This window comes from Pseudonocardia aurantiaca, assembly GCF_039526725.1.
Classification (GTDB): Bacteria; Actinomycetota; Actinomycetes; order Mycobacteriales; family Pseudonocardiaceae; genus Pseudonocardia; species Pseudonocardia aurantiaca.
Genome location: NZ_BAAAJG010000002.1, coordinates 497,904 through 516,777 on the forward strand (window position 1 = coordinate 497,904; position 18,874 = coordinate 516,777).

At 72.4% G+C, this 18,874-nt stretch carries 16 protein-coding genes; 10 read left to right on the forward strand and 6 right to left on the reverse strand.

Annotated features, from left to right (window positions below; genetic code table 11):
• The first annotated feature begins 91 nt into the window (after nucleotides 1-91).
• From mfd to ABD143_RS04375, 5 genes are all read left to right on the forward strand, one after another.
• Nucleotides 92-3,676, forward strand: a complete 3,585-nt coding sequence (gene mfd / locus ABD143_RS04355) for a transcription-repair coupling factor (protein WP_343971530.1) — start codon at nucleotides 92-94, stop codon at nucleotides 3,674-3,676.
• A gap of 70 nt (nucleotides 3,677-3,746) precedes the next feature.
• Nucleotides 3,747-4,664, forward strand: coding sequence for a hypothetical protein (locus tag ABD143_RS04360; protein WP_343971533.1), 918 nt, complete (start codon nucleotides 3,747-3,749; stop codon nucleotides 4,662-4,664).
• Nucleotides 4,661-5,599, forward strand: coding sequence for a nucleoside triphosphate pyrophosphohydrolase (locus ABD143_RS04365; protein WP_343971661.1), 939 nt, complete (start codon nucleotides 4,661-4,663; stop codon nucleotides 5,597-5,599). Before ABD143_RS04360 ends, ABD143_RS04365 begins: the two co-directional genes overlap by 4 nt.
• A 28-nt stretch (nucleotides 5,600-5,627) precedes the next feature.
• Nucleotides 5,628-7,685, forward strand: coding sequence for a heavy metal translocating P-type ATPase (locus ABD143_RS04370; RefSeq protein WP_343971536.1), 2,058 nt, complete (start codon nucleotides 5,628-5,630; stop codon nucleotides 7,683-7,685).
• 55 nt (nucleotides 7,686-7,740) lie between these two features.
• The gene (locus ABD143_RS04375; RefSeq protein WP_343971539.1) at nucleotides 7,741-8,514 is read left to right on the forward strand and encodes a lytic murein transglycosylase; all 774 of its coding nucleotides are present in this window, start codon (nucleotides 7,741-7,743) and stop codon (nucleotides 8,512-8,514) included.
• A gap of 246 nt (nucleotides 8,515-8,760) precedes the next feature.
• Here ABD143_RS04375 and efeB read toward each other — a convergent pair whose 3' ends face one another.
• The 4 genes from efeB to ABD143_RS04395 all read right to left on the reverse strand — a co-directional run bounded on the left by efeB (nucleotide 8,761) and on the right by ABD143_RS04395 (nucleotide 12,536).
• Complete coding sequence (efeB, locus tag ABD143_RS04380) at nucleotides 8,761-9,981, reverse strand: iron uptake transporter deferrochelatase/peroxidase subunit (protein ID WP_343971542.1); 1,221 nt, start codon at nucleotides 9,979-9,981, stop codon at nucleotides 8,761-8,763.
• Nucleotides 9,978-11,126 (reverse strand): iron uptake system protein EfeO, encoded by a 1,149-nt coding sequence (efeO, locus tag ABD143_RS04385; protein WP_343971545.1) that lies wholly within the window; start codon nucleotides 11,124-11,126, stop codon nucleotides 9,978-9,980. Before efeO ends, efeB begins: the two co-directional genes overlap by 4 nt.
• Nucleotides 11,127-11,157: 31 nt before the next feature.
• A complete protein-coding gene (gene efeU / locus ABD143_RS04390) occupies nucleotides 11,158-11,997 on the reverse strand; it encodes an iron uptake transporter permease EfeU (protein ID WP_343971548.1) in 840 nt (279 codons plus the stop codon).
• A 134-nt stretch (nucleotides 11,998-12,131) separates the two neighbouring features.
• Nucleotides 12,132-12,536 carry a tetratricopeptide repeat protein gene (locus ABD143_RS04395; protein ID WP_343971551.1) on the reverse strand — a complete coding sequence of 135 codons (405 nt, stop codon included), beginning with the start codon at nucleotides 12,534-12,536 and terminating at the stop codon, nucleotides 12,132-12,134.
• A gap of 172 nt (nucleotides 12,537-12,708) precedes the next feature.
• On the opposite strand from ABD143_RS04395, the gene eno reads away from it, so the two are divergent.
• The 3 genes from eno to ABD143_RS04410 all read left to right on the forward strand — a co-directional run bounded on the left by eno (nucleotide 12,709) and on the right by ABD143_RS04410 (nucleotide 15,175).
• Nucleotides 12,709-14,004 (forward strand): phosphopyruvate hydratase, encoded by a 1,296-nt coding sequence (gene eno / locus ABD143_RS04400; protein ID WP_343971554.1) that lies wholly within the window; start codon nucleotides 12,709-12,711, stop codon nucleotides 14,002-14,004.
• A gap of 168 nt (nucleotides 14,005-14,172) precedes the next feature.
• A complete protein-coding gene (locus tag ABD143_RS04405; RefSeq protein ID WP_343971557.1) occupies nucleotides 14,173-14,688 on the forward strand; it encodes an FtsB family cell division protein in 516 nt (171 codons plus the stop codon).
• Between the two features lie 40 nt (nucleotides 14,689-14,728).
• Nucleotides 14,729-15,175, forward strand: a complete 447-nt coding sequence (locus tag ABD143_RS04410) for a DUF501 domain-containing protein (RefSeq protein ID WP_343971664.1) — start codon at nucleotides 14,729-14,731, stop codon at nucleotides 15,173-15,175.
• Between the two features lie 9 nt (nucleotides 15,176-15,184).
• Here the strand turns inward: ABD143_RS04410 and ABD143_RS04415 are convergent, their stop codons facing one another.
• Together ABD143_RS04415 and ABD143_RS04420 are read right to left on the reverse strand one after the other, a co-directional pair.
• Nucleotides 15,185-17,044, reverse strand: coding sequence for an isovaleryl-CoA dehydrogenase (locus ABD143_RS04415; protein WP_343971560.1), 1,860 nt, complete (start codon nucleotides 17,042-17,044; stop codon nucleotides 15,185-15,187).
• Between the two features lie 27 nt (nucleotides 17,045-17,071).
• Nucleotides 17,072-17,989: a TetR/AcrR family transcriptional regulator C-terminal domain-containing protein gene (locus tag ABD143_RS04420; RefSeq protein WP_343971563.1), complete on the reverse strand. Its 918-nt coding sequence runs from the start codon at nucleotides 17,987-17,989 to the stop codon at nucleotides 17,072-17,074.
• Between the two features lie 126 nt (nucleotides 17,990-18,115).
• On the opposite strand from ABD143_RS04420, the gene ABD143_RS04425 reads away from it, so the two are divergent.
• Together ABD143_RS04425 and ABD143_RS04430 are read left to right on the forward strand one after the other, a co-directional pair.
• Nucleotides 18,116-18,442: a hypothetical protein gene (locus ABD143_RS04425; protein WP_343971566.1), complete on the forward strand. Its 327-nt coding sequence runs from the start codon at nucleotides 18,116-18,118 to the stop codon at nucleotides 18,440-18,442.
• 223 nt (nucleotides 18,443-18,665) lie between these two features.
• Nucleotides 18,666-18,874, forward strand: a 209-nt coding sequence (locus ABD143_RS04430) for a hypothetical protein (RefSeq protein ID WP_343971569.1), incomplete at its 3' end; no start/stop codon positions are given.

Here is an 18,874-nt window from a genome sequence, read left to right on the forward strand (position 1 = left end):
GTAGGCTGGAGGTCGAGGCCCCACCGGGGATCGTCCCGGGTAGGGGTCTGTCCTGCGTGCGCTCCTGCCTTCGAGGGGTCGAAACCCAGTCATGAGCAAGCTCTCCGGTCTGCTCCGCTCCGCTCTGTCCGATCCCGGTCTCCGCGCGGTGGCCCACGCCGCTGGCGGCCTGCGCGACGGCGCCCTCGCCGATGACACAGACGTCGCTGCTCTCCGCGTGGAGGGCCCCTCGGCGCTGCGCCCGTTCGTTGCCGCCGGGTTCGCCACCCACCCCGACACGGGCGGCGCCGGGCGCACCGTGCTCGCCGTCACCGCCACCGACCGCGAGGCCGAGGACCTCGGCGCGGCCGCGGCCGACCTGCTCGGCCAGGACGCCGTCGCGGTTCTGCCGTCGTGGGAGACGCTCCCGCACGAGCGGCTCTCGCCCCGCCCGGACACCGTCGGCCGCCGGCTGTCGATCTTCCGCAGGCTCGCGAGCCCCGAGACGTCCCCCCAGGTCGTCGTGGCCGCCGCGCGAAGCCTGATCCAGCCGATCGCGCCGGGGCTGGGTCGTCTCGATCCCGTCCAGCTGCGCGTCGGCGACACCCACGACTTCGAGGCGCTGCTCGTGCGGCTCGTCGAGCTGGCCTACACGCGCGTGGAGATGGTGACCGCCCGCGGGGAGTTCGCCGTGCGCGGCGGGATCGTCGACATCTTCCCGCCCACCGCCGAGCACCCGGTGCGCGTGGAGTTCTGGGGTGACGAGGTGAGCGAGCTGCGCTCCTTCGGCGTCGCCGACCAGCGTTCGGTGGCGCCGGTGGAGGAGCTGCTCGCCCCGGGCTGCCGCGAGCTGCTGCTCACCGAGCCGGTACGCGAGCGGGCGGCCGCGCTGGCCCGCGCCCACGAGAACAATCCGCAGCTACGGGAGCTCCTCGAGCACCTCGCCCAGGGCATCCCGGCCGAGGGCATGGAGTCGCTCGTGCCCGTACTCGTCGGCTCGGAGCTGGAGCTGCTCACCGACCTGCTGCCGGCGGGGGCGCTGGTGCTGATCGCCGACCCGGAACGCATCCGCACCCGCAGCGCCGACCTCGTGCGCACCGGCCAGGAGTTCCTGGAGGCCAGCTGGTTCGCAGCGGGCACCGGCGGCGACGCACCGATCGACGTCGGCGCCTCCGCCTACCGCGACCTCGGCGAGGTGCTCGGCCACGCCGCGTCCACGGGGCGCCCGGTCGTGACGCTGAGCCCGTTGCTCTCGGGCCGGGACGACGTGCTCGTCCCGGACGTCCACGAGGTGGAGAGCTACCGGGGCGACACCGATCGCGCGCTGGTGGACCTGCGTGCCCACGTCATCACCGGCGGCACCGCCGTGCTCGTCGTCGCCGGACAGGGCACCGCGCAGCGTTCGCTGGAACAGATGCGGGAGGCCGACGTCCCGGCGAAGCTCGTGGAGCAGTTGGAGGGCTCCCCGGAGCCGGGCCTGGTCACCGTCACCTGCGGGCGCCTCACCGAGGGCTTCACCGCGCCGGGGCTCGTGCTCCTCACCGAGGCCGACCTCACCGGTAACCGGGCCACCGGAACCGAGCCGCGCAAGCTGGCTTCGCGGCGGCGCAACGCCGTCGACCTTGTCACGCTCCAGCCCGGCGACTACGTCGTCCACTCCCAGCACGGGATCGGCCGGTTCGTCGAGATGCGCGAGCGCACGGTCGGCGACGCCACCCGCGAGTACCTGGTGCTGGAGTACGCCTCCAGCAAGCGCGGCCAGCCCGCCGACCGGCTGTTCGTCCCGACCGACTCGCTCGACGAGATCAGCCGGTACGTCGGCGGCGAGGTGCCCACGCTCAACAAGCTGGGGGGCGCCGACTGGGCCAAGACGAAGGGGCGGGCCCGCAAGGCCGTGCGCCAGATCGCGGCGCAGCTCGTGCAGCTCTACGCGGCGCGGCAGTCCTCGCCCGGGCACGCGTTCGCCAAGGACACCCCGTGGCAGCGCGAGCTGGAGGACGCGTTCCCGTTCACCGAGACGCCCGACCAGCTCGCCGCCATCGAGGAGGTCAAGCGCGACATGGAGCGCCCGGTCCCGATGGACCGCGTGATCTCCGGGGACGTCGGGTTCGGCAAGACCGAGATCGCGGTGCGGGCGGCGTTCAAGGCCGTGCAGGACGGCAAGCAGGTGGCGGTGCTCGTGCCCACCACGCTGCTCGCCACCCAGCACCTCCAGACGTTCTCCGACCGGATGCGGGCCTTCCCGGTCACGGTCAAGGGACTCTCCCGCTTCACCGACGCCGCGGAGGCGAAGCAGACGGTCGAGGGCCTCGCCGCAGGAACGGTGGACGTCGTCGTAGGCACGCACCGGCTCCTGCAGAGCGGCATCCGGTGGAAGGACCTCGGCCTCGTCATCGTCGACGAGGAGCAGCGCTTCGGTGTGGAGCACAAGGAGCACATCACCGCGCTGCGCACCCACGTCGACGTGCTCACCCTCTCGGCCACGCCGATCCCGCGCACGCTGGAGATGAGCCTCGCGGGCATCCGCGAGATGTCGACGATCGCCACACCGCCCGAGGACCGCCACCCCACGCTCACGTACGTCGGCGCCTACGCCGAGAAACAGGTGACCGCGGCGATCCGGCGCGAGCTGCTGCGCGACGGCCAGGTGTTCTACGTGCACAACCGCGTCTCGACGATCGACCGGGCAGCCCGCAGGATCCGGGAGCTCATCCCCGAGGCGCGGGTCGCGATCGCGCACGGCCAGATGAACGAGGACCTGCTGGAGCGCACGGTCAACGGGTTCTGGCACAAGGAGTTCGACGTCCTCGTCTGCACGACGATCGTGGAGAACGGCCTCGACATCTCCAACGCCAACACCCTGATCGTCGAGCGCTCCGACACGCTCGGGCTCTCCCAGCTGCACCAGCTACGCGGCCGGGTCGGTCGCGGCCGCGAACGCGGCTACGCCTACTTCCTGTTCCCGCCGGAGCACCCGCTCACCGAGACCGCCCACGACCGGCTCGCGACGATCGCGCAGCACTCCGAGCTGGGCTCGGGCGCCGCTGTCGCGATGAAGGACCTGGAGATCCGCGGCGCGGGCAACATCCTCGGCGCCGAGCAGTCCGGCCACATCGCAGGTGTCGGCTTCGACCTCTACATCCGGCTCGTCGGGGAGGCCGTCGCGGCGTTCCGCAAGCAGGCCGGGGCGGGCGAGGGCGACGAGGAGGAGCAGCTCGCCGACGTCCGCGTCGACCTTCCGATCGACGCCCACGTGCCCCACGAGTACGTCACGGGCGAGCGGCTGCGTCTGGAGGTCTACCGCAAGATCGCCGAAGCGGCCGACGGCACGACGCTCGACGCGATCGTCGAGGAGCTGATCGACCGCTACGGCGAGCCGCCCACACCGGTTCGCAACCTGCTCGCGGTCGCGGCGTTCCGCCAGACCTGCCGCACGCTCGGCGTCGGAGAGGTGACGGTGGCGGGCAACGGCATCCGGATCGGCCCGGTCGAGCTGCCCGACTCCGCGCAGCTGCGCCTGCGGCGGCTGCACCCGAAGGCGCAGTACCGGCCGGCCGCGAAGGCCGTGACGGTGCCGCGGCCGGCCGAGGGCGGGCGGATCGGTGGGGCGCCGCTGCGTGACCTGGAGCTGCTGGACTGGTGCACGAAGCTGCTCACCGACCTGGTCACGCCGGTGCGCCAGCCGGCACAGGTGTGAGGCGCCGGCGCGGTCGGCAGCTAGGAGGGCCGAGTCCGATCACCCACTCCGGCGTGAGAGGGTGACTGCCGTGCGAATGCAGGTTGGACGCGTCGCCGCCACCGTTGCGGTGATCGCGGCGGTCGTCAGCGGATGCGGTGGTCCGGATCAGGCAGGCTCGGCGGTGATCATCGGCCAGGATGCGGTGTCGCTGGAGCGCGTGCAGTCCCAGCTCACCACCGCGCTCTCGAGAACCGACCAGTTCGCGCAGTACACGGCGCAGGGCGGCTCGGCGGCCACCCTCTCTCGCGACGCCGTTACGAGCGAGGTGCTGCACGACCTGCTCACGCGCCGCGCGGCGCAGGACGGCATCGTGATCACCGACGCTCAGGTGGACGCCGAGCTCGCCGGCAACGGTGGGGCCGAGGCGACCCTCGCCCGCACGTATTACGACATGCCCACGCTCCGTGAGCGGGTGCGCGACAGCCTCATCGCCACGCAGATCGGGCAGCGCGTGGTGCCCGGGCTCGCCGTCACGGTCGACCTCGTCGGAGCGGCGTCCCGCGCCGACGCCGAGCAGGCCGCCCGCACGCTCGCCAAGGGCGGGCCCGAGGCCGACGCGCTGTTCACCAACCCGCAGACCGCGGTGCGTAACGCGACCTACCAGGCCGCGTCCGCCCCGTCCGCGGCCGGAACCGTCGTGTTCGGCGTGCCGGCGGGCACCGTGGGCGTCTTCAAGCCCGACCCCCAGGGGAGCACCTGGGCCGCCTTCCGGGTGGTCGACCGCCGCACCGACATGCCGTCGGACCCGGCGGCGGTGAGCAACATCAGCCAGGCGGAGCTGCTCGCGATCGGCCAGCGCGCGGTGCAGCCGGCCGCTGAGCAGCTCTCGATCCGGGTCAACCCGCGCTACGGCGAATGGGACCCTGTGCAGTTCCGCGTCGTGCCGGCGGGCCAGCAAGAGGGCATGATCATCCTTCCGCCCGAGCCGGCGCCCGCGGTGGGCTGACGGTGCCGCGCACCGTCGTCGTCCTCTCCCCGCGCACGCCGAACGTTCTCCCGGTGGCCGCGCTCCCTGCGCTGCGCTCGGCGTCCAGCGTCGTCGCCGACCCGGCGCTGGGGGACGACGTCATCGCCGCGGCCGGTGCGACCTCCGGCACGGAGGTGCCCGAGGACGGTGTGCTGATCACCGCCGACCCCGCGCACCCGGCCATCGCGTCGGCCGACGAGGTCGTCGGCACCCTGGAGCCGCCAGGAGCCGCGCTGCTCGACGCCGTCGCCGTGATGGACCGGTTGCGCTCGCCCGGCGGCTGCCCGTGGGACGCCGAGCAGACGCACGAGTCGCTGCTGCAGTACCTCGTCGAGGAGACCTACGAGCTGTACCAGGCCGTCGAGGACGACGACCGGACAGCAGTGCGGGAGGAACTCGGCGACGTGCTGCTGCAGGTGCTGTTCCACGCTCGGATCGCGGCCGAGAGCGCCGACGGCACCCCCTTCGACATCGACGACGTCGCCGCCGACCTGGTGGCGAAGCTCGTCGGACGGCATCCGCACGTCTTCGCGGGGTCGGAGCGGATCGATACGGCCGAGCGCCAGGAGCACCGCTGGGAGGAGCTCAAGCGGGCGGAGAAGCAGCGGGAGTCGAGTGTCGACGGGGTGCCGCTCGGGCAGCCCGCGGTGGCGCTCGCCGCGAAGCTGACCAGCCGCACCGCCAGGGCGGGGCTCCCCGCCGACCTGCTGCCTGCCGGCACGGGTGTCGGGGAGCAGCTCTTCGCGCTCGCGGCTCGGGCGAAGCTCGCGGGGGTGGATCCGGAGGCGGAGCTGCGCACGGTGGCGCGGCGCTTCGCCGACGCGGTGCGTGCCGCCGAGCGCGCGGCGGCCGCTGACGGACTCGACCCGCACGCTCTCGACGCCGAGGCGTGGAAGCGGCACTGGGTGGAATAGAAGTACCCCACAGGGGTATTGGGGGGATATGAGCTCTCCTCAGCACCCCGGGCCGGTCGACGAGGCCGCCATGAGCGCGCACGAGCACGTCGACCACGGCGGCCACACGGGGCATGGGAACCACGCCGAGCAGTTCCGGAAGCTGTTCTGGGTCATGCTCGGGCTCGCGATCCCGGTCGTGCTGCTCAGCCCGATGTTCGCCATGGTCCTCGGCTACGAGCTGCCGGACGTGCCTTGGCTGACCTGGGTCTCCCCACTGCTCGGCACGGTCGTCTACCTCTGGGGCGGCAAGCCGTTCCTCACCGGTGCGGTCGCTGAGGTCCGCAGTCGCAGGCCGGGCATGATGCTGCTGATCGGCCTCGCCATCACGGTCGCGTTCGTGTCGTCCTGGGGCGCCACCCTCGGCCTGCTGCCCCACGATCTGGACTTCTGGTGGGAGCTGGCGCTGCTCGTCGTGATCATGTTGCTGGGCCACTGGCTCGAGATGCGCTCGCTCGCGCGCACGTCGTCGGCGCTCGACTCGCTCGCCGCCCTCCTGCCGGACGAGGCCGAGAAGGTTGTCGACGGCGAGATCGTGCGGGTGGCTCCTTCGGACCTGCGGGTCGGCGACCTGGTCGTCGTCCGCCCGGGTGGTGCCGTGCCTGCGGACGGCCGGGTCGTCGAGGGCTCGGCGAGCATGGACGAGTCGATGGTCACCGGCGAGTCCCGCCCCGTGCCCCGCGGTCCCGGTGACGACGTGGTGGCGGGCACCGTCGCCACCGACTCCGGCCTGCGGGCCGAGGTCACCGCCGTCGGCGACGACACCGCGCTCGCCGGCATCCAGCGCCTGGTCACCGACGCGCAGAACTCGACGTCCCGCGCGCAGCGCCTCGCCGACACCGCCGCCGGGTGGCTGTTCTGGTTCGCCCTGGGCTCCGCGGTGGTCACCGCGATCGCGTGGGCGATCGCCGGGATACCCGACGAGGGCATCGTCCGCACGATCACCGTGCTCGTCATCGCCTGCCCGCACGCGCTGGGGCTCGCGATCCCGCTCGTGGTCTCCATCGCCACCGAACGCGCCGCCCGCGCCGGGGTCCTCGTGAAGGACCGGCTCGCGCTGGAGAGCATGCGCACGGTCGACACCGTGCTGTTCGACAAGACCGGCACCCTCACCAAGGGCCGCCCCATCGTCACCGCCGTCGAAGCCGCCGAGGGCCACGACGAGGACGAGGTGCTCGCCCTGGCCGCGGCCGCCGAGACCGACAGCGAGCACCCACTCGCCCGCGCGATCGTCGAGGCCGCGAAGGCCCGCGGGCTGACGGTTCCGCAGGCGACCGGCTTCGAGTCGTCCCCCGCCGTCGGGGTGACCGCCACGGTCGGCGGTCGGCGGATCAGGGTCGGGGGGCCTGCGCTGCTCGCCGAGGAGGGCCGGTCCGAGCTCGACGTGGCGGACCAGTGGCGGCGTGAAGGCATGATCATCCTGCACGTGCTCGCCGACGGTGAGGGCGTTGGGGCGCTCGGCCTGGCCGACGAGGTCCGGGAGGAGTCGCGGCAGGCGGTCGCGGCCCTGCACGACCGCGGGATCGAGGTCGTGATGATCACCGGCGACGCCGAGGCCGTCGCCCGGTCGGTGGCCACCGAGCTGAAGATCGACCGGTTCTTCGCCGGCGTGCGGCCGGAGGACAAGGCGGCGAAGGTCGTGGAGCTGCAGGGTGAGGGTCGCAAGGTCGCGATGGTCGGCGACGGGGTCAACGACGCGCCCGCGCTGGCGCAGGCCGACGTCGGGATCGCGATCGGGGCGGGCACCGACGTCGCCATCGCGTCGGCCGGGGTGATCCTGGCCGGCGACGACCCGCGCGCGGTGGTCTCGGTGATCGAGCTGTCGAAGGCCGCCTACCGGAAGATGAAGCAGAACCTCTGGTGGGCCGCCGGGTACAACCTCATCTCGGTGCCGCTGGCTGCGGGCGTCCTCGCGCCCGTCGGTTTCGTCCTGCCGATGTCGGTCGGAGCGCTACTGATGTCGCTGTCCACGATCGTCGTGGCGCTGAACGCCCAGCTCCTGCGCCGGCTGGACCTGCGGCCCGAGGCGCTGCTGAGCGGACGCTGAGCGTGCACGATCATCCGCGCGCAGGGGGGCGGGCGTCCGTGGCTAACCTGATCGGGTGGCCGTCCGGTACCCGCCCCCTCGTCGGCGTCGCGGCCTACGGGTGGCGCTGTTCGTGCTCGCGGTCGTCGGGGTCTTCGTCACCGTGGTGGTCGTCGGGCTCTCGCGGGTCGACGACCAACCCCAGCGCGTGCCGCGGGGCGACGGTCTCACCCCGGCCGACGTCGGACGCGACACCCCGGTGCCGCAGCCTGCCCCGCTCGCCGTCGGGACCGACCTCGTGACCTGGGCGGGAGAGGTGTCCGAGCGGAGCGGGGTGCCTGCGAGGGCGGTGCAGGCATACGGGGCAGCCGAGCTCGCACAGCGCGCCGCCACCCCCGACTGCCGCCTGTCCTGGGTGACGCTCGCCGGGATCGGCCGCGTGGAGTCCGACCACGCTCGGTTCGGCGGCGCTGCCCTCGACGCCGACGGCGTCGCCCTCCCGCCGATCGTGGGGATTCCGCTCGACGGATCGGCCGGCGTGCGCGAAATCCGCGACTCCGACGGCGGGCGTCTCGACGGCGACCCCGTTTACGACCGCGCCGTCGGGCCGATGCAGTTCCTGCCCACCACGTGGGCCCGCTACGGCGCCGACGGCAACGGCGACGGCGTGAACGACCCACAGCAGATCGACGACGCCGCCCGCGCCGCCGCGCGCTACCTGTGCGACGGTGGCCGCGACACCGCGAGCGGCCAGGGCTGGTGGGACGGGGTGTTGACCTACAACCGCTCGGTCGAGTACGCCCAGCTGGTCTGGGCCGCCGCAGACCGCTACACCACAGCAGCCCAATAACCCGCGAGTCGCCGCAAAAGTGCGCGCGAGTCGGGGTGGATTGCACGCGAGTCGCAGCGAAAGCCTCCGCGAGTCGGGGTGTGGGTGCACGCGAGTCGGGGTGTGGGTGCACGCGAGTTGCGGCGAACACCGCGACTCGCGCACCCTCAGAGCCCGACTCGCGCGCTCCCAGGCCCCGACTCGCGCGCATTTTTCGCGCGACTCGCTCGCACTTCTGCAGCGACTCGCGGGTCCGGGGGCTGGGCCTCAGGCTTCCAGGAGGCGTTGGGCCCAGTAGTCGCCGTCGGACAGGCCCTTCGGGCACGCGAAGACCGCTGAACCTGTGTGCTCCACGTACTCCATCAGCTTGTCCGAGTTGGCCAGGGCGCGCTGCATCGGCACGAACTGGGTCTGTGGGTTGCGCATGAACGCCACGAAGAACAGCCCCGCGTTGAGGTGTCCCTGCCCGTCGCTGCCGTCCACGAAGTTGTAGCCGCGCCGCAGGATCCGCACGCCGCCGAGCGCGTCCGCCGATGCGAGGCGAATGTGGGCGTTCGCCGGTACCGGGCTGCCGGGGGAGAGGTCGGCGGGGTCGAACTCCGCGGCCGCCCCGAGCGGAGCACCCTCGCCCTTCGTCCGGCCGATGATCGTCTCCTGCTCCGAGAGCGACGTGCGGTCCCAGATCTCGATGTGCATGCGGATGCGCCGCGCCACGAGGTAGCTCCCGCCCTCCAGCCACGCGGGCCCGTCGCCCGGCTGCACCCAGACGTGCTGGTCGAGCTGGGTGCCGTCCTCGGCCTTGAGGTTGTTGGAGCCGTCCTTGAAGCCGAAGAGGTTGCGCGGCGTCGCCTGGGCCGTCGACGTCGACGACGTGCGCCCGAACCCGAGCTGCGACCACCGGACGGTCGTGGTGCCGAAGCCCATCCGCACGAGGTTGCGCACGGCGTGCACCGCTACCTGCGGGTCGTCCGCGCAGGCCTGGATGCACAGGTCGCCGCCGGAGAGCGCCGGGTCGAGCTGGTCGCCGGTGAACTGCGGCAGCTCGGCCAGCCCGGCCGGGCGCAGCGCCGGATCGAGCCCGAGCCGGTCGAACAGGCCTGCGCCGACGCCGAACGTGAGCGTCAGCGACGAAGCGGGCAGCCCGAGCGCCTCTCCCGTGTCGGCGGGCGGGGCGACCGGATTGCCGCCCGTGGCCCCGCCGGGGGCCGTCTCGGCGCCCGCCGTCATGCGTTCGGCTGCGGCCGTCCACTTCTGCAATAGAGAGCGCACCCGCGCCCGGTCGGTCGTCGTGACGTCGAGCGCGGCGAAGTGCAGCCGGTCCTGCGCCGGCGTGACGATCCCGGCCTGGCGGGGCCCGCGGAACGGCACCACCCCGTCGGTTGTGGCCGGCGCTTCCGCTGCGCACCCGGCGGCTGCCGTGACCCCGGCCAGAGCCACCCCGGCCCCGGCGTAGCCGAACAGCCGCCGCCGCGAGATCCCGCCCGTCACGACGTGATGACCCCCGCCACCTGGCTCACCGGCTCACCCAGCGCGTCGACGGCCTCCGCCATCCGCCGGACGTCGTCCGGGCTGAGCTCGGTGTAGAGCTTGTACCCGTCTCCGACGCGGTACTGCCCGAGGAGTGTGTCGACGGCGGCAAAGCGCTCGTCGAGTGTCGGGCCCAACGTCGGGTCGTTGTCGTCGATCACCGGCCGCAGCGCGGCGACGGCGGCCTGCGAGCCCTCGAGGTTGCCCTTGAAGTCCCAGAGGTCGGTGTGCGAGTAGCGGTCCTCCTCGCCGGTGATCTTGCCCGTGGCCACCTCGTCGAGCAGCTCCTTCGCGCCGTTCGCGAGCTGCACGGGTGTCAGCTGGAGGGTCGCGACCCGGGTCTGCAGGTCGCGGATGTCCACCATGAGCTGGTCGGCGACGGCCGCGGAGTCGGGCTGCAGCCCGTCGGCCCACAGGTCCTTCTCCAGCCGGTGGTAGCCGGTGAACTGGACGCCGGGCTCGCGCTCGTCGTCCGCGCGGCCGTCGATCTTCGGATCGATGTCGCCGAACGACTCGGCCACCGGCTCGATTCGCTCCCAGTAGGTCCGGGAGACCGGGTAGAGCGCCTTCGCCCCTTCGACGTCGCCGTTCTTCACCGCGTCGACGAACTCCTGGGTCTTCGGCACGAGCGCGTCGATCTGCGAGGTGACGTAGCGGGTGTAGCCCGTGGTGGCCTCGTTCAGCTTCGTGTTCTGGTCCACCGAGCGCACCGCGGCGCCCGTCACCGTGAACGGGGTGCGGATGCCGTCGCCGACCATGCCCGGCTTGCACGTCGCGGAGTAGCTGCCGCCATCGTGCACCTCGACGATGAGCTGGCGCGTGAGTCCGGGGCCGATGTTCTCGACCTCGCCCATGATCCGGTCGCCTGCGCCGTAGAGGTAGAACTCGTTGACCTTCGTGCCCGCGTTGCGGATGGCGAAGGTGATCGTGCCCGCGGGGGCTTCGGTCGTGCCCAGCTCGCACGCGGTGTCGCTCGCCGTCACCGAGATCGGGCCACCTCCCGCGGCGGAGTCGTTGGCGGTCGGAGCGGTGCTCGTGCAGGCGGCCAGGGCGGCAGCCGCGCTCACGGCGGCAGCGGCTAGCCCGGCACGGGACGTGCGGGACATGCGGGTCTCCTCGGACGATGAGGGGAGAAGTTCAGGAGCTGGAGGTGGCTGCGGCCGCCGGGGTCGGGACGCGCTTGGGCTGCGGCCGCAGGAAGAGGGTGAGCACGACGCCCACGTAGAGGACCCAGACGATCGCCTGGAGCACCGTGGTCTGCGGGGAGAAGTTGAAGATGGCCTTGAGCAGCGTGCCGTACCAAGAGTCCGGCGGGATCGTGGTGCTGACGTCGAAGGCGAGCGTCTGCAGGCCGGGCAGGAGGCCCGCTTCCTGCAGGTCGTGCACGCCGTAGGCGAGGATGCCGGCGGCCACGAACACCAGCAGCACGCCTGTGATCGTGAAGAACCTGCCGAGGTTCAGTTTCACCGCACCCCGGTAGATCAGGTAGGCGAGCACGATCGCGACGGCGATGCCGATGAGGAATCCGATCAGCGGGTCGGTGGTCTCGCCTGCGGCCTGGGCGGCGGTGAAGAAGAACAGGGACGTCTCGAGACCCTCGCGCCCGACGGCGAGTGTGGCCATGACGACCACCGCCGTGGAGCCCATCTCCAGCGCACCTTCGAGCCGTCCGCGCAGCTCTGCGGAGATCGTGCGGGCCGCGCCGCGCATCCAGAAGATCATCCACGTGACGAACCCGACCGCGACGACCGAGAGCACGCCCCCGAACGTCTCCTGGGCCTCGAACGTAAGCTGCTGCTGGGCGAGCGCAAGCGCGAGCGTCACGCCGACGCTGACGGTCACGGCGATGCCGACACCCAGCCAGACCTTCGGGAGGGCGGACCGCCGGTTCGTCCGGACGAGGAAGGCGACGAGAATGCTCACCACGAGGGCAGCCTCGAGGCCCTCTCGCAATCCGATCAGCGCGTTCCCGAGCACCGCTCTGCCCCCGCTCCGTAGTTAGGTCAGCCTTTCAACTGGCGTGGTGAGGCTAGCTTGTGCGCACCGGTGTGCGAAAGGGGCGTGCGGATCACACCTTTGCAGGTCAGGACCGGTTTGTGCGAGTTGTGTGGTTAGTCCGGATCGGGGCTGTCGCCGTCCAAGGCCATCCGGGCGCGCACTTCGCCGAGTGCCTCCTGGTACTCGGGGCGCGGGTCCATGGCAGCAGCCATCTTGAGCTGCGCGTGCGCCTCGGCGAGCCGGCCCTGCCGCTGGAACGTCTTGCCGAGCGCGAACCGCGCGTAGTGGTCGGCGGGGTCGAGGTCGAGCACGCGGGCGAACGCCGCCTCCGCCCGCCTGAGCTGGGCCGAGTTGAGGTAACAACGTCCCGCGAGGAGTTGCACGGAGATGCTGTCCGGCTGGCTCGCCAGCACCGGGCCGAGGGCCTGCAGCGCGTCGAGAGGACGGCTCCGCGCGATCAGCATCTCGGCGCGGCGGAACGACTCGAACAGGCCGTCTGAAGCTGGCTGGCTCGTCATGGTCGTCCCTACGTTAGGTGTCGGCGGCGCGATCTGCGAGGGGTTGACATCGGTCCGGCCGGTGAACGCGGAGCGACGGCCGTTTCGCCAGCGGGTTCCTGCGGGGGTTCGCCTGCGGCGCCCACTACCCTGGGTCCCCGAGAAGAGCGAACAACCCCTGACGGGAGCACTGGTGGCTGTCATCGAGCAGGTCGGCGCAAGGGAGATCCTCGACTCGCGGGGCAACCCGACGGTGGAGGTCGAGGTCGCACTCGACGACGGGACGCTGGCCAGGGCGGCCGTGCCGTCGGGAGCGTCCACGGGAGAGCACGAGGCCGTCGAGCTGCGTGATGGCGACCCACTGCGTTTCGGCGGCAAGGGCGTCGAGAAGGCCGTCGCGGCCGTGCTCGACGAGATCGGCCCCGAGCTCACCGGCATGGAGGCCGTCGACCAGCGCCTGGTCGACCAGCGGCTCGTCGATCTCGACGGCACCCCGGACAAGTCCCGTCTCGGCGCGAACGCGCTGCTCGGCGTCTCGCTCGCGGTGGCCAAGGCGGCCGCGGAGTCCTCGGGGCTGGAGCTGTTCCGCTACGTCGGCGGCCCCAACGCCCACGTGCTGCCGGTGCCGATGCTCAACATCCTCAACGGGGGCGCGCACGCCGATACCTCCGTCGACGTGCAGGAGTTCATGATCGCGCCCGTCGGCGCCGACTCGTTCCGCGAGGCGCTGCGCTGGGGCGCCGAGGTCTACCAGAGCCTCAAGTCCGTGCTCAAGGCCAAGGGGCTGCCCACCGGCCTCGGCGACGAGGGCGGCTTCGCGCCCGATCTGCCCGGCACCCGCGCCGCCCTCGATCTCATCGCCGAGGCCGTCGATCGCACGGGCTACTCGCTCGGCCGCGACATCGCGCTCGCCCTCGACGTGGCGGCCACGGAGTTCTACAGCGACGGCTTCTACACCTACGAGGGCCGCAAGCTCACTTCTCAGGAGCTGTCCGCCGTCTACGCCGAGCTGGTGGAGGCCTACCCGCTCGTGTCCATCGAGGACCCGCTGGCGGAGGACGACTGGGACGGCTGGGTGGCCCTCACCGACGCCCTCGGCGACAAGGTGCAGCTCGTCGGCGACGACCTGTTCGTCACCAACCCCGAGCGGCTCGACGAGGGCATCAGCCGGGGCGCGGCCAACGCGCTGCTCGTCAAGGTCAACCAGATCGGCACGCTGTCGGAGACCCTCGACGCCGTCACGCTGGCGCACTCGTCGGGCTACCGCTGCATGATGAGCCACCGCTCCGGCGAGACCGAGGACACCACGATCGCCGACCTCGCCGTCGCCACCGGCTGCGGGCAGATCAAGACCGGTGCCCCGGCCCGCTCCGAGCGCGTGGCCAAGTACAACCAGCTCCTGCGCATCGAGGAGGCCCTCGGCGACGCCGCACGCTACGCGGGCGACCTCGCCTTCCCGCGGTACACCGCCGCGGAGGCGGGGGCATAATGTCCCGCGCCGCAAGTCCACCACGTATCTCGACGGCCCAGCTCCCCGCTGGGCGCACCGGCGCACGGCCCGAGTACGCCCGGTACGAGGACCGCGCCCCGGCACACCCAGCGGAAACCTGGATCCGCCGATATACGCACCGGACTTCCGGCGCGGGACATTAGTCCGTTGGCGGAGGAGCGCTCGAGCGGAGCTGCGGCCCAGCGCGCGAGCCGCACGCCGCGGCCGCGGCGCTCTGACACAGGTGTCTCGCGGCGGCGGAACCGGGAGCCCCGGCTTACCAGGGCGCCCCGCACGCGGGGCGTCGTCGCGGCCACCACCGGGCTGCTCGGGCTCTCCTCCACACGACGAGCCGCGTTGCTGGCTGTGGTGGTGTGCGCGCTCGCGCTCACCGTCGTGGTGCCGCTGCGCAACTACGTGGCCCAGCGCCAGGAGCTGGCGGCGGTGACGGAGCAGCAGCAGGCACTGGCGGACGAGGTCGCCCGGCTCACCCAGGAACAGTCCCGCCTGGCCGACCCGGCGGAAGTGGCGGCGCAGGCGCGCTCCCGGCTCGGATACGTCATGCCGGGGGAGGTGCCGTACGTGGTGGAGCTGCCGCCGGGAGCCATCGCCGGCCCGGCGCCCGACCCGCACGCCGGGGTGCCGTGGTACCGGTCGCTGTGGCGTGAGGTTGCAGGGGGATAGGACCAGAGTGAGCGGACTCGAAGCTGCTGACGTCGACGCGATGGAGGCCCAGCTCGGCCGCCGCCCGCGGGCCGTGCGCGAGGTGGCGTACCGCTGCCCCTGCGGCCTGCCGGCGGTGGTCGAGACCTCGCCGCGCCTGGAGGACGGCACCCCGTTCCCCACGCTGTACTACCTGACCTGCTCCCGGCTGAACTCGAAGCTGGGTGGGCTCGAGGCCGACGGGCGCATGCGGGAGATGACCGAGCGCCTCGCCGAGGACCCCGATCTGGCGGCTGCCTACCGCCGGGCCCACGAGTCCTACCTCGCGGAACGGGACGCGATCGAACCCCTCGGCACGGACGTGAGCGCGGGCGGGATGCCGAGCCGGGTGAAGTGTCTGCACGTCTGCGTGGCGCACAGCCTGGCGGCAGGCCGGGGTGTCAACCCGTTCGGCGACGAGGCGCTCGACGAGGTGGGCGAGTGGTGGAAGCCGGGCCCCTGCGCCTGACCCGCCCGGTTATCCCGCTGTGCTGATGTGCGGGGTCACCCGCTCCAGCAACGTCTTCGTCTGCGTCTCGGCCGGCAGTGTTCCCGAGGTGCGCCACGGGCCGTCCGGGAGGAAGCGGGAGCTCACGAACGCCGACGACACCTCGCTGGGGGCATAGCGCAGGAGCAGCGAGCCCTGGAGGCACAACGCCAGCAGCTCCGCCAGGCGCCGGGCGCGGCGCTCCTCGCGCCCCCGCAGTTCCGTGCGCAGCTCGCGGACGGCCCGGTCGAACCACGTGTCCGTGCCCGATGCGGCCTCGATCTCGGCGAACACCGCGTCGACGGAGTCGGGTTCGCGGCTCACCGCACGCAGCACGTCGAGCGCGGTGACGTTGCCCGAGCCCTCCCAGATCGAGTTCAGCGGCGCCTCCCGGTAGAGCCGCGGCATGCCCGACTCCTCGACGTACCCGTTGCCGCCGAGGCACTCCAGCGCCTCCGCGACCACGGCAGGCGCCCGCTTGCACACCAGGTACTTCGACGCCGGCAGGGCGAGCCGCAGGAGCGCGCGTTCCTCGCGGTCGACGGCGCCGGCGAGCCGCATGGCGAGCGCCGTGGCGGCTTCGGCCTCGAGCGCGAGGTCGCTGAGCACCGCCTGCATGAGTGGCGCGTCGGCGAGCCGGGTGCCGAACGCGGTGCGGTGCGTGGCGTGGTGGGCGGCCTCGGTGAGTGCGGCCTTGATGACGGAGGCAGCGCCGAGCACGCAGTCGAGCCTGGTCATCGAGACCATCTCGATGATCGTGGCGACGCCGCGGCCCTCGTCCCCGAGCCGCCACCCGACGGCCCCGGCGTACTCGATCTCGGCGGAGGCGTTGGACCGGTTGCCCAGCTTGTCCTTGAGCCGCTCCAGCCGGATCGCGTTGCGCGTGCCGTCGGGGAGCACACGGGGGAGCACGAAGCACGTGAGCCCGCCGGGCGCCTGCGCCAGCGTCAGGAAGATGTCGTTCATCGGGGCCGAGGTGAACCACTTGTGCCCGACGAGCCGGTAGGTGCCGTCGGCGTCGGGTGTGGCCTCGGTCGTGCCGGCGCGGACGTCGGAGCCGCCCTGCTTCTCGGTCATCGACATCCCGGCCAGCAGCCCGGGCTTCGTCGACGGCTCCGCGAGCCCGAACTCGTAGGTGGTGGAGACGAGCCCCGACTCGTAGACCTTCGCGAGCTCGGGGTCGCGCCGCAGCGCAGGCACCGCCGCGTAGGTCATCGAGACGGGGCAGCAGTGCCCCTGCTCCAGCTGTCCCATCAGGTAGAACCCGGCGGCCCTTGCGACGTGCGCCCCGGCGCCCGGCTCGCCCACCCACGGGGTGCCGTGCAGCCCCCATCCGACGGACGTGCGCATCAGCCAGTGCCACGACGGGTGGAACTCGACCTCGTCAATGCGGTGGCCGTAGCGATCGTGCGTGCGCAGGCTCGGCGGGTTCTCGTTGGCCAGGCGCGCGTGCTCGCGGGCCTCGGCGGACGCGACGAGCTCCCCGAGCTGCCGCAGCGCCGGGAGCGCCTCCTCCGCCCCCTCCCGGGCGATGGCGTCGGCGAGGGCCGGGTCGCAGGCGAAGGGGTCGTACCCGTCGAGCGGCGGCGGCTGGTTCTCGACGCGGTGCGTCCGTCGGTCGCCTGGTTCGAGCGGCGGCTCGGCCGGCCGAGGACGCGCGGCGGCGCGCGGGGCCGGCTGCGCGTCGGCCGGTGGCTCGGATGTTCCCGGGCCCGTCGGCCGTCCGGGCGCGCCAGTACGAGGCAGGGGCCCGGCCCAATTGCACGGCTCCGCTTGCTCGGAGATCGAGTCGGCCGGGTCCGTGGCTCCGGCTTCCGCCGGTTCGGTCTCCTGCCTCTGCGTTTCGACCACGGGCAGAGGGTAGACCGGGCAGCCGATCTACGGCACTGCTTCGAGCCGAGCCTGCAGCCCGTCGAGGTGCCGGGCGAGACCGTGCTCGAACTGCCCGTCGAGGTCGTCGACGATGCCGTCGGGCATGTGGGCGAGGTAGGGGAAGGCGCCCGACCCCAGCAGTTGCTGTACCTCGCCGCCGATCGCCTGCCACCATTCGGAGTTGGTCATTCCGGTCTCGCGTTCGGCCTCGACCTCGGCGGCCATCGACAGCGCCATCCCCCGCACGAACGCGGGCAGCGTGAGCGCCTCTCTGGCGACCTCCTCGGCCGGGAGCCCGACTCCGTGGAGTGCGCGCAGCACCCACTCCGAGTGGGCCATCGCCTCGGGGGCGAGCATCGGACGGGTCGTCGACATGAGGCCGGCCAGCCAGTGGTGGGCGCGGTAGATGCGCCACTGGAGCCGGCAGACGAGCTCCAGCGCGGCCCGCCATGGTCCCGGCCCGGCTGCGGGCAGCGGATGGGCCGCCATGAGCTCCCGCACCATCGCGTACACCAACTCGTCCTTGCCGGCGACGTGCCGGTAGAGGGTCATCGGGCCGACGTCCAGCGCCGTGGCGAGGCGGCGCATGGACAGCGCGTCGAGGCCCTCGGCGTCGGCGATCGCGATCGCCTCGGCCACGATCCGGCCCCTGGTGAGCGTCTGCCGGCGACCGCCCGTGCGCCGCGGCTCGCGAATGTGCTCGCCGGCGCGCACGACCGTGCCCATGCCCGGGTGCGCCTCCACGAGACCCTCCTGCTGCAGCACACCGAGGGCCTTCGCTGCCGTCACCATCGCGACGCCCCACTCCCGCACGATCGCCCGAGTGGACGGCACCCGGTCGCCGGGCGCCAGCTCGCCGCTGCGGATGCGCTCGCGCAGGGCGCCCGCAATGCGCTGGTACGGGCTCTCGACGGGATCGGGCATGCAGCTAGTGTACTAGTACGCTTGTGCCCGGCCGGCGGGGCGGACCGGTGTGTGTCGGGTGGGGTTTTCCCCCGTAGTTACACATTTCTGTTGCCGAGTGAGCCCGTGATCCATACGGTCGAGACCATGACACGCGTACAGCGTTCCGCAACGGATCGTGCGCTCGCGATCCTCACGGCGGCCTTCGCCGACGACCCCTTACGGCGCTGGCTCGTGCCCGGGTCGGGGGAGCGCATCTTCCAGCCGCTCGCCGCCGCCTCGGAGGCCGCCGGGGAGCTGGCGTTCGCCGACGACGACGCCGTGGCCGTCTGGCTGCCCGTCCCGGCAGGGCCGCCCCCGGCCAAGGTGACCGCGGAACCCGTCGCCATCCCCGAGCGGGTGCGGGTGTTCATGGAACTGACCCCCGCCAGGCGTCCGTACGGGCGCGCCCACCTGTACCTAGGAGCGCCCTGAACAACTCTGCCCTACTGCGCGACGCCCAGGCGGGCACCTCGCGGCGTTGGACGATCGGGCCGATACAACAGCGGTATCGGCCCGATCGGCCGCCTTGCGATGCACCCACCTGGACGCCGCTCGCTACGGGCGGAGTTGTTCAGGACCCTCCTAGTGAGGCTGGGCCTCGGACCACCGAGGTGGTGGCTGGTTAGGCCGGCGGGTGGCGCTCACGCTGTGGGTCGTGGCGGCGACGGTGACGGTCAACGATGTCCTGGACGGGCAGGTGGCGTTGGATCTGGAGTGCCTGGACCGGGTCTATCTGAACGCCTATGTGCCCAACCTGCAGGTCGGCGGGCAGGTGGTCAGCTTCCTGACCGGGCACCTGGGTTACCCGATCCCGTCCCCGGCGATCCTGGACAAGATCGGGACGGCGTTCCGCCGGGCGGTGGG

Excerpts from the sequence above, each read along its gene's own strand:
- mfd (WP_343971530.1), top strand. The coding sequence starts at position 92 with ATGAGCAAGCTCTCCGGTCTGCTCCGCTCCGCTCTGTCCGATCCCGGT.
- ABD143_RS04370 (WP_343971536.1), top strand. The coding sequence starts at position 5,628 with ATGAGCTCTCCTCAGCACCCCGGGCCGGTCGACGAGGCCGCCATGAGC.
- efeO (WP_343971545.1), bottom strand. The coding sequence starts at position 11,126 with ATGTCCCGCACGTCCCGTGCCGGGCTAGCCGCTGCCGCCGTGAGCGCG.
- ABD143_RS04395 (WP_343971551.1), bottom strand. The coding sequence starts at position 12,536 with ATGACGAGCCAGCCAGCTTCAGACGGCCTGTTCGAGTCGTTCCGCCGC.
- ABD143_RS04410 (WP_343971664.1), top strand. The coding sequence starts at position 14,729 with ATGGAGGCCCAGCTCGGCCGCCGCCCGCGGGCCGTGCGCGAGGTGGCG.
- ABD143_RS04420 (WP_343971563.1), bottom strand. The coding sequence starts at position 17,989 with ATGCCCGATCCCGTCGAGAGCCCGTACCAGCGCATTGCGGGCGCCCTG.
- ABD143_RS04425 (WP_343971566.1), top strand. The coding sequence starts at position 18,116 with ATGACACGCGTACAGCGTTCCGCAACGGATCGTGCGCTCGCGATCCTC.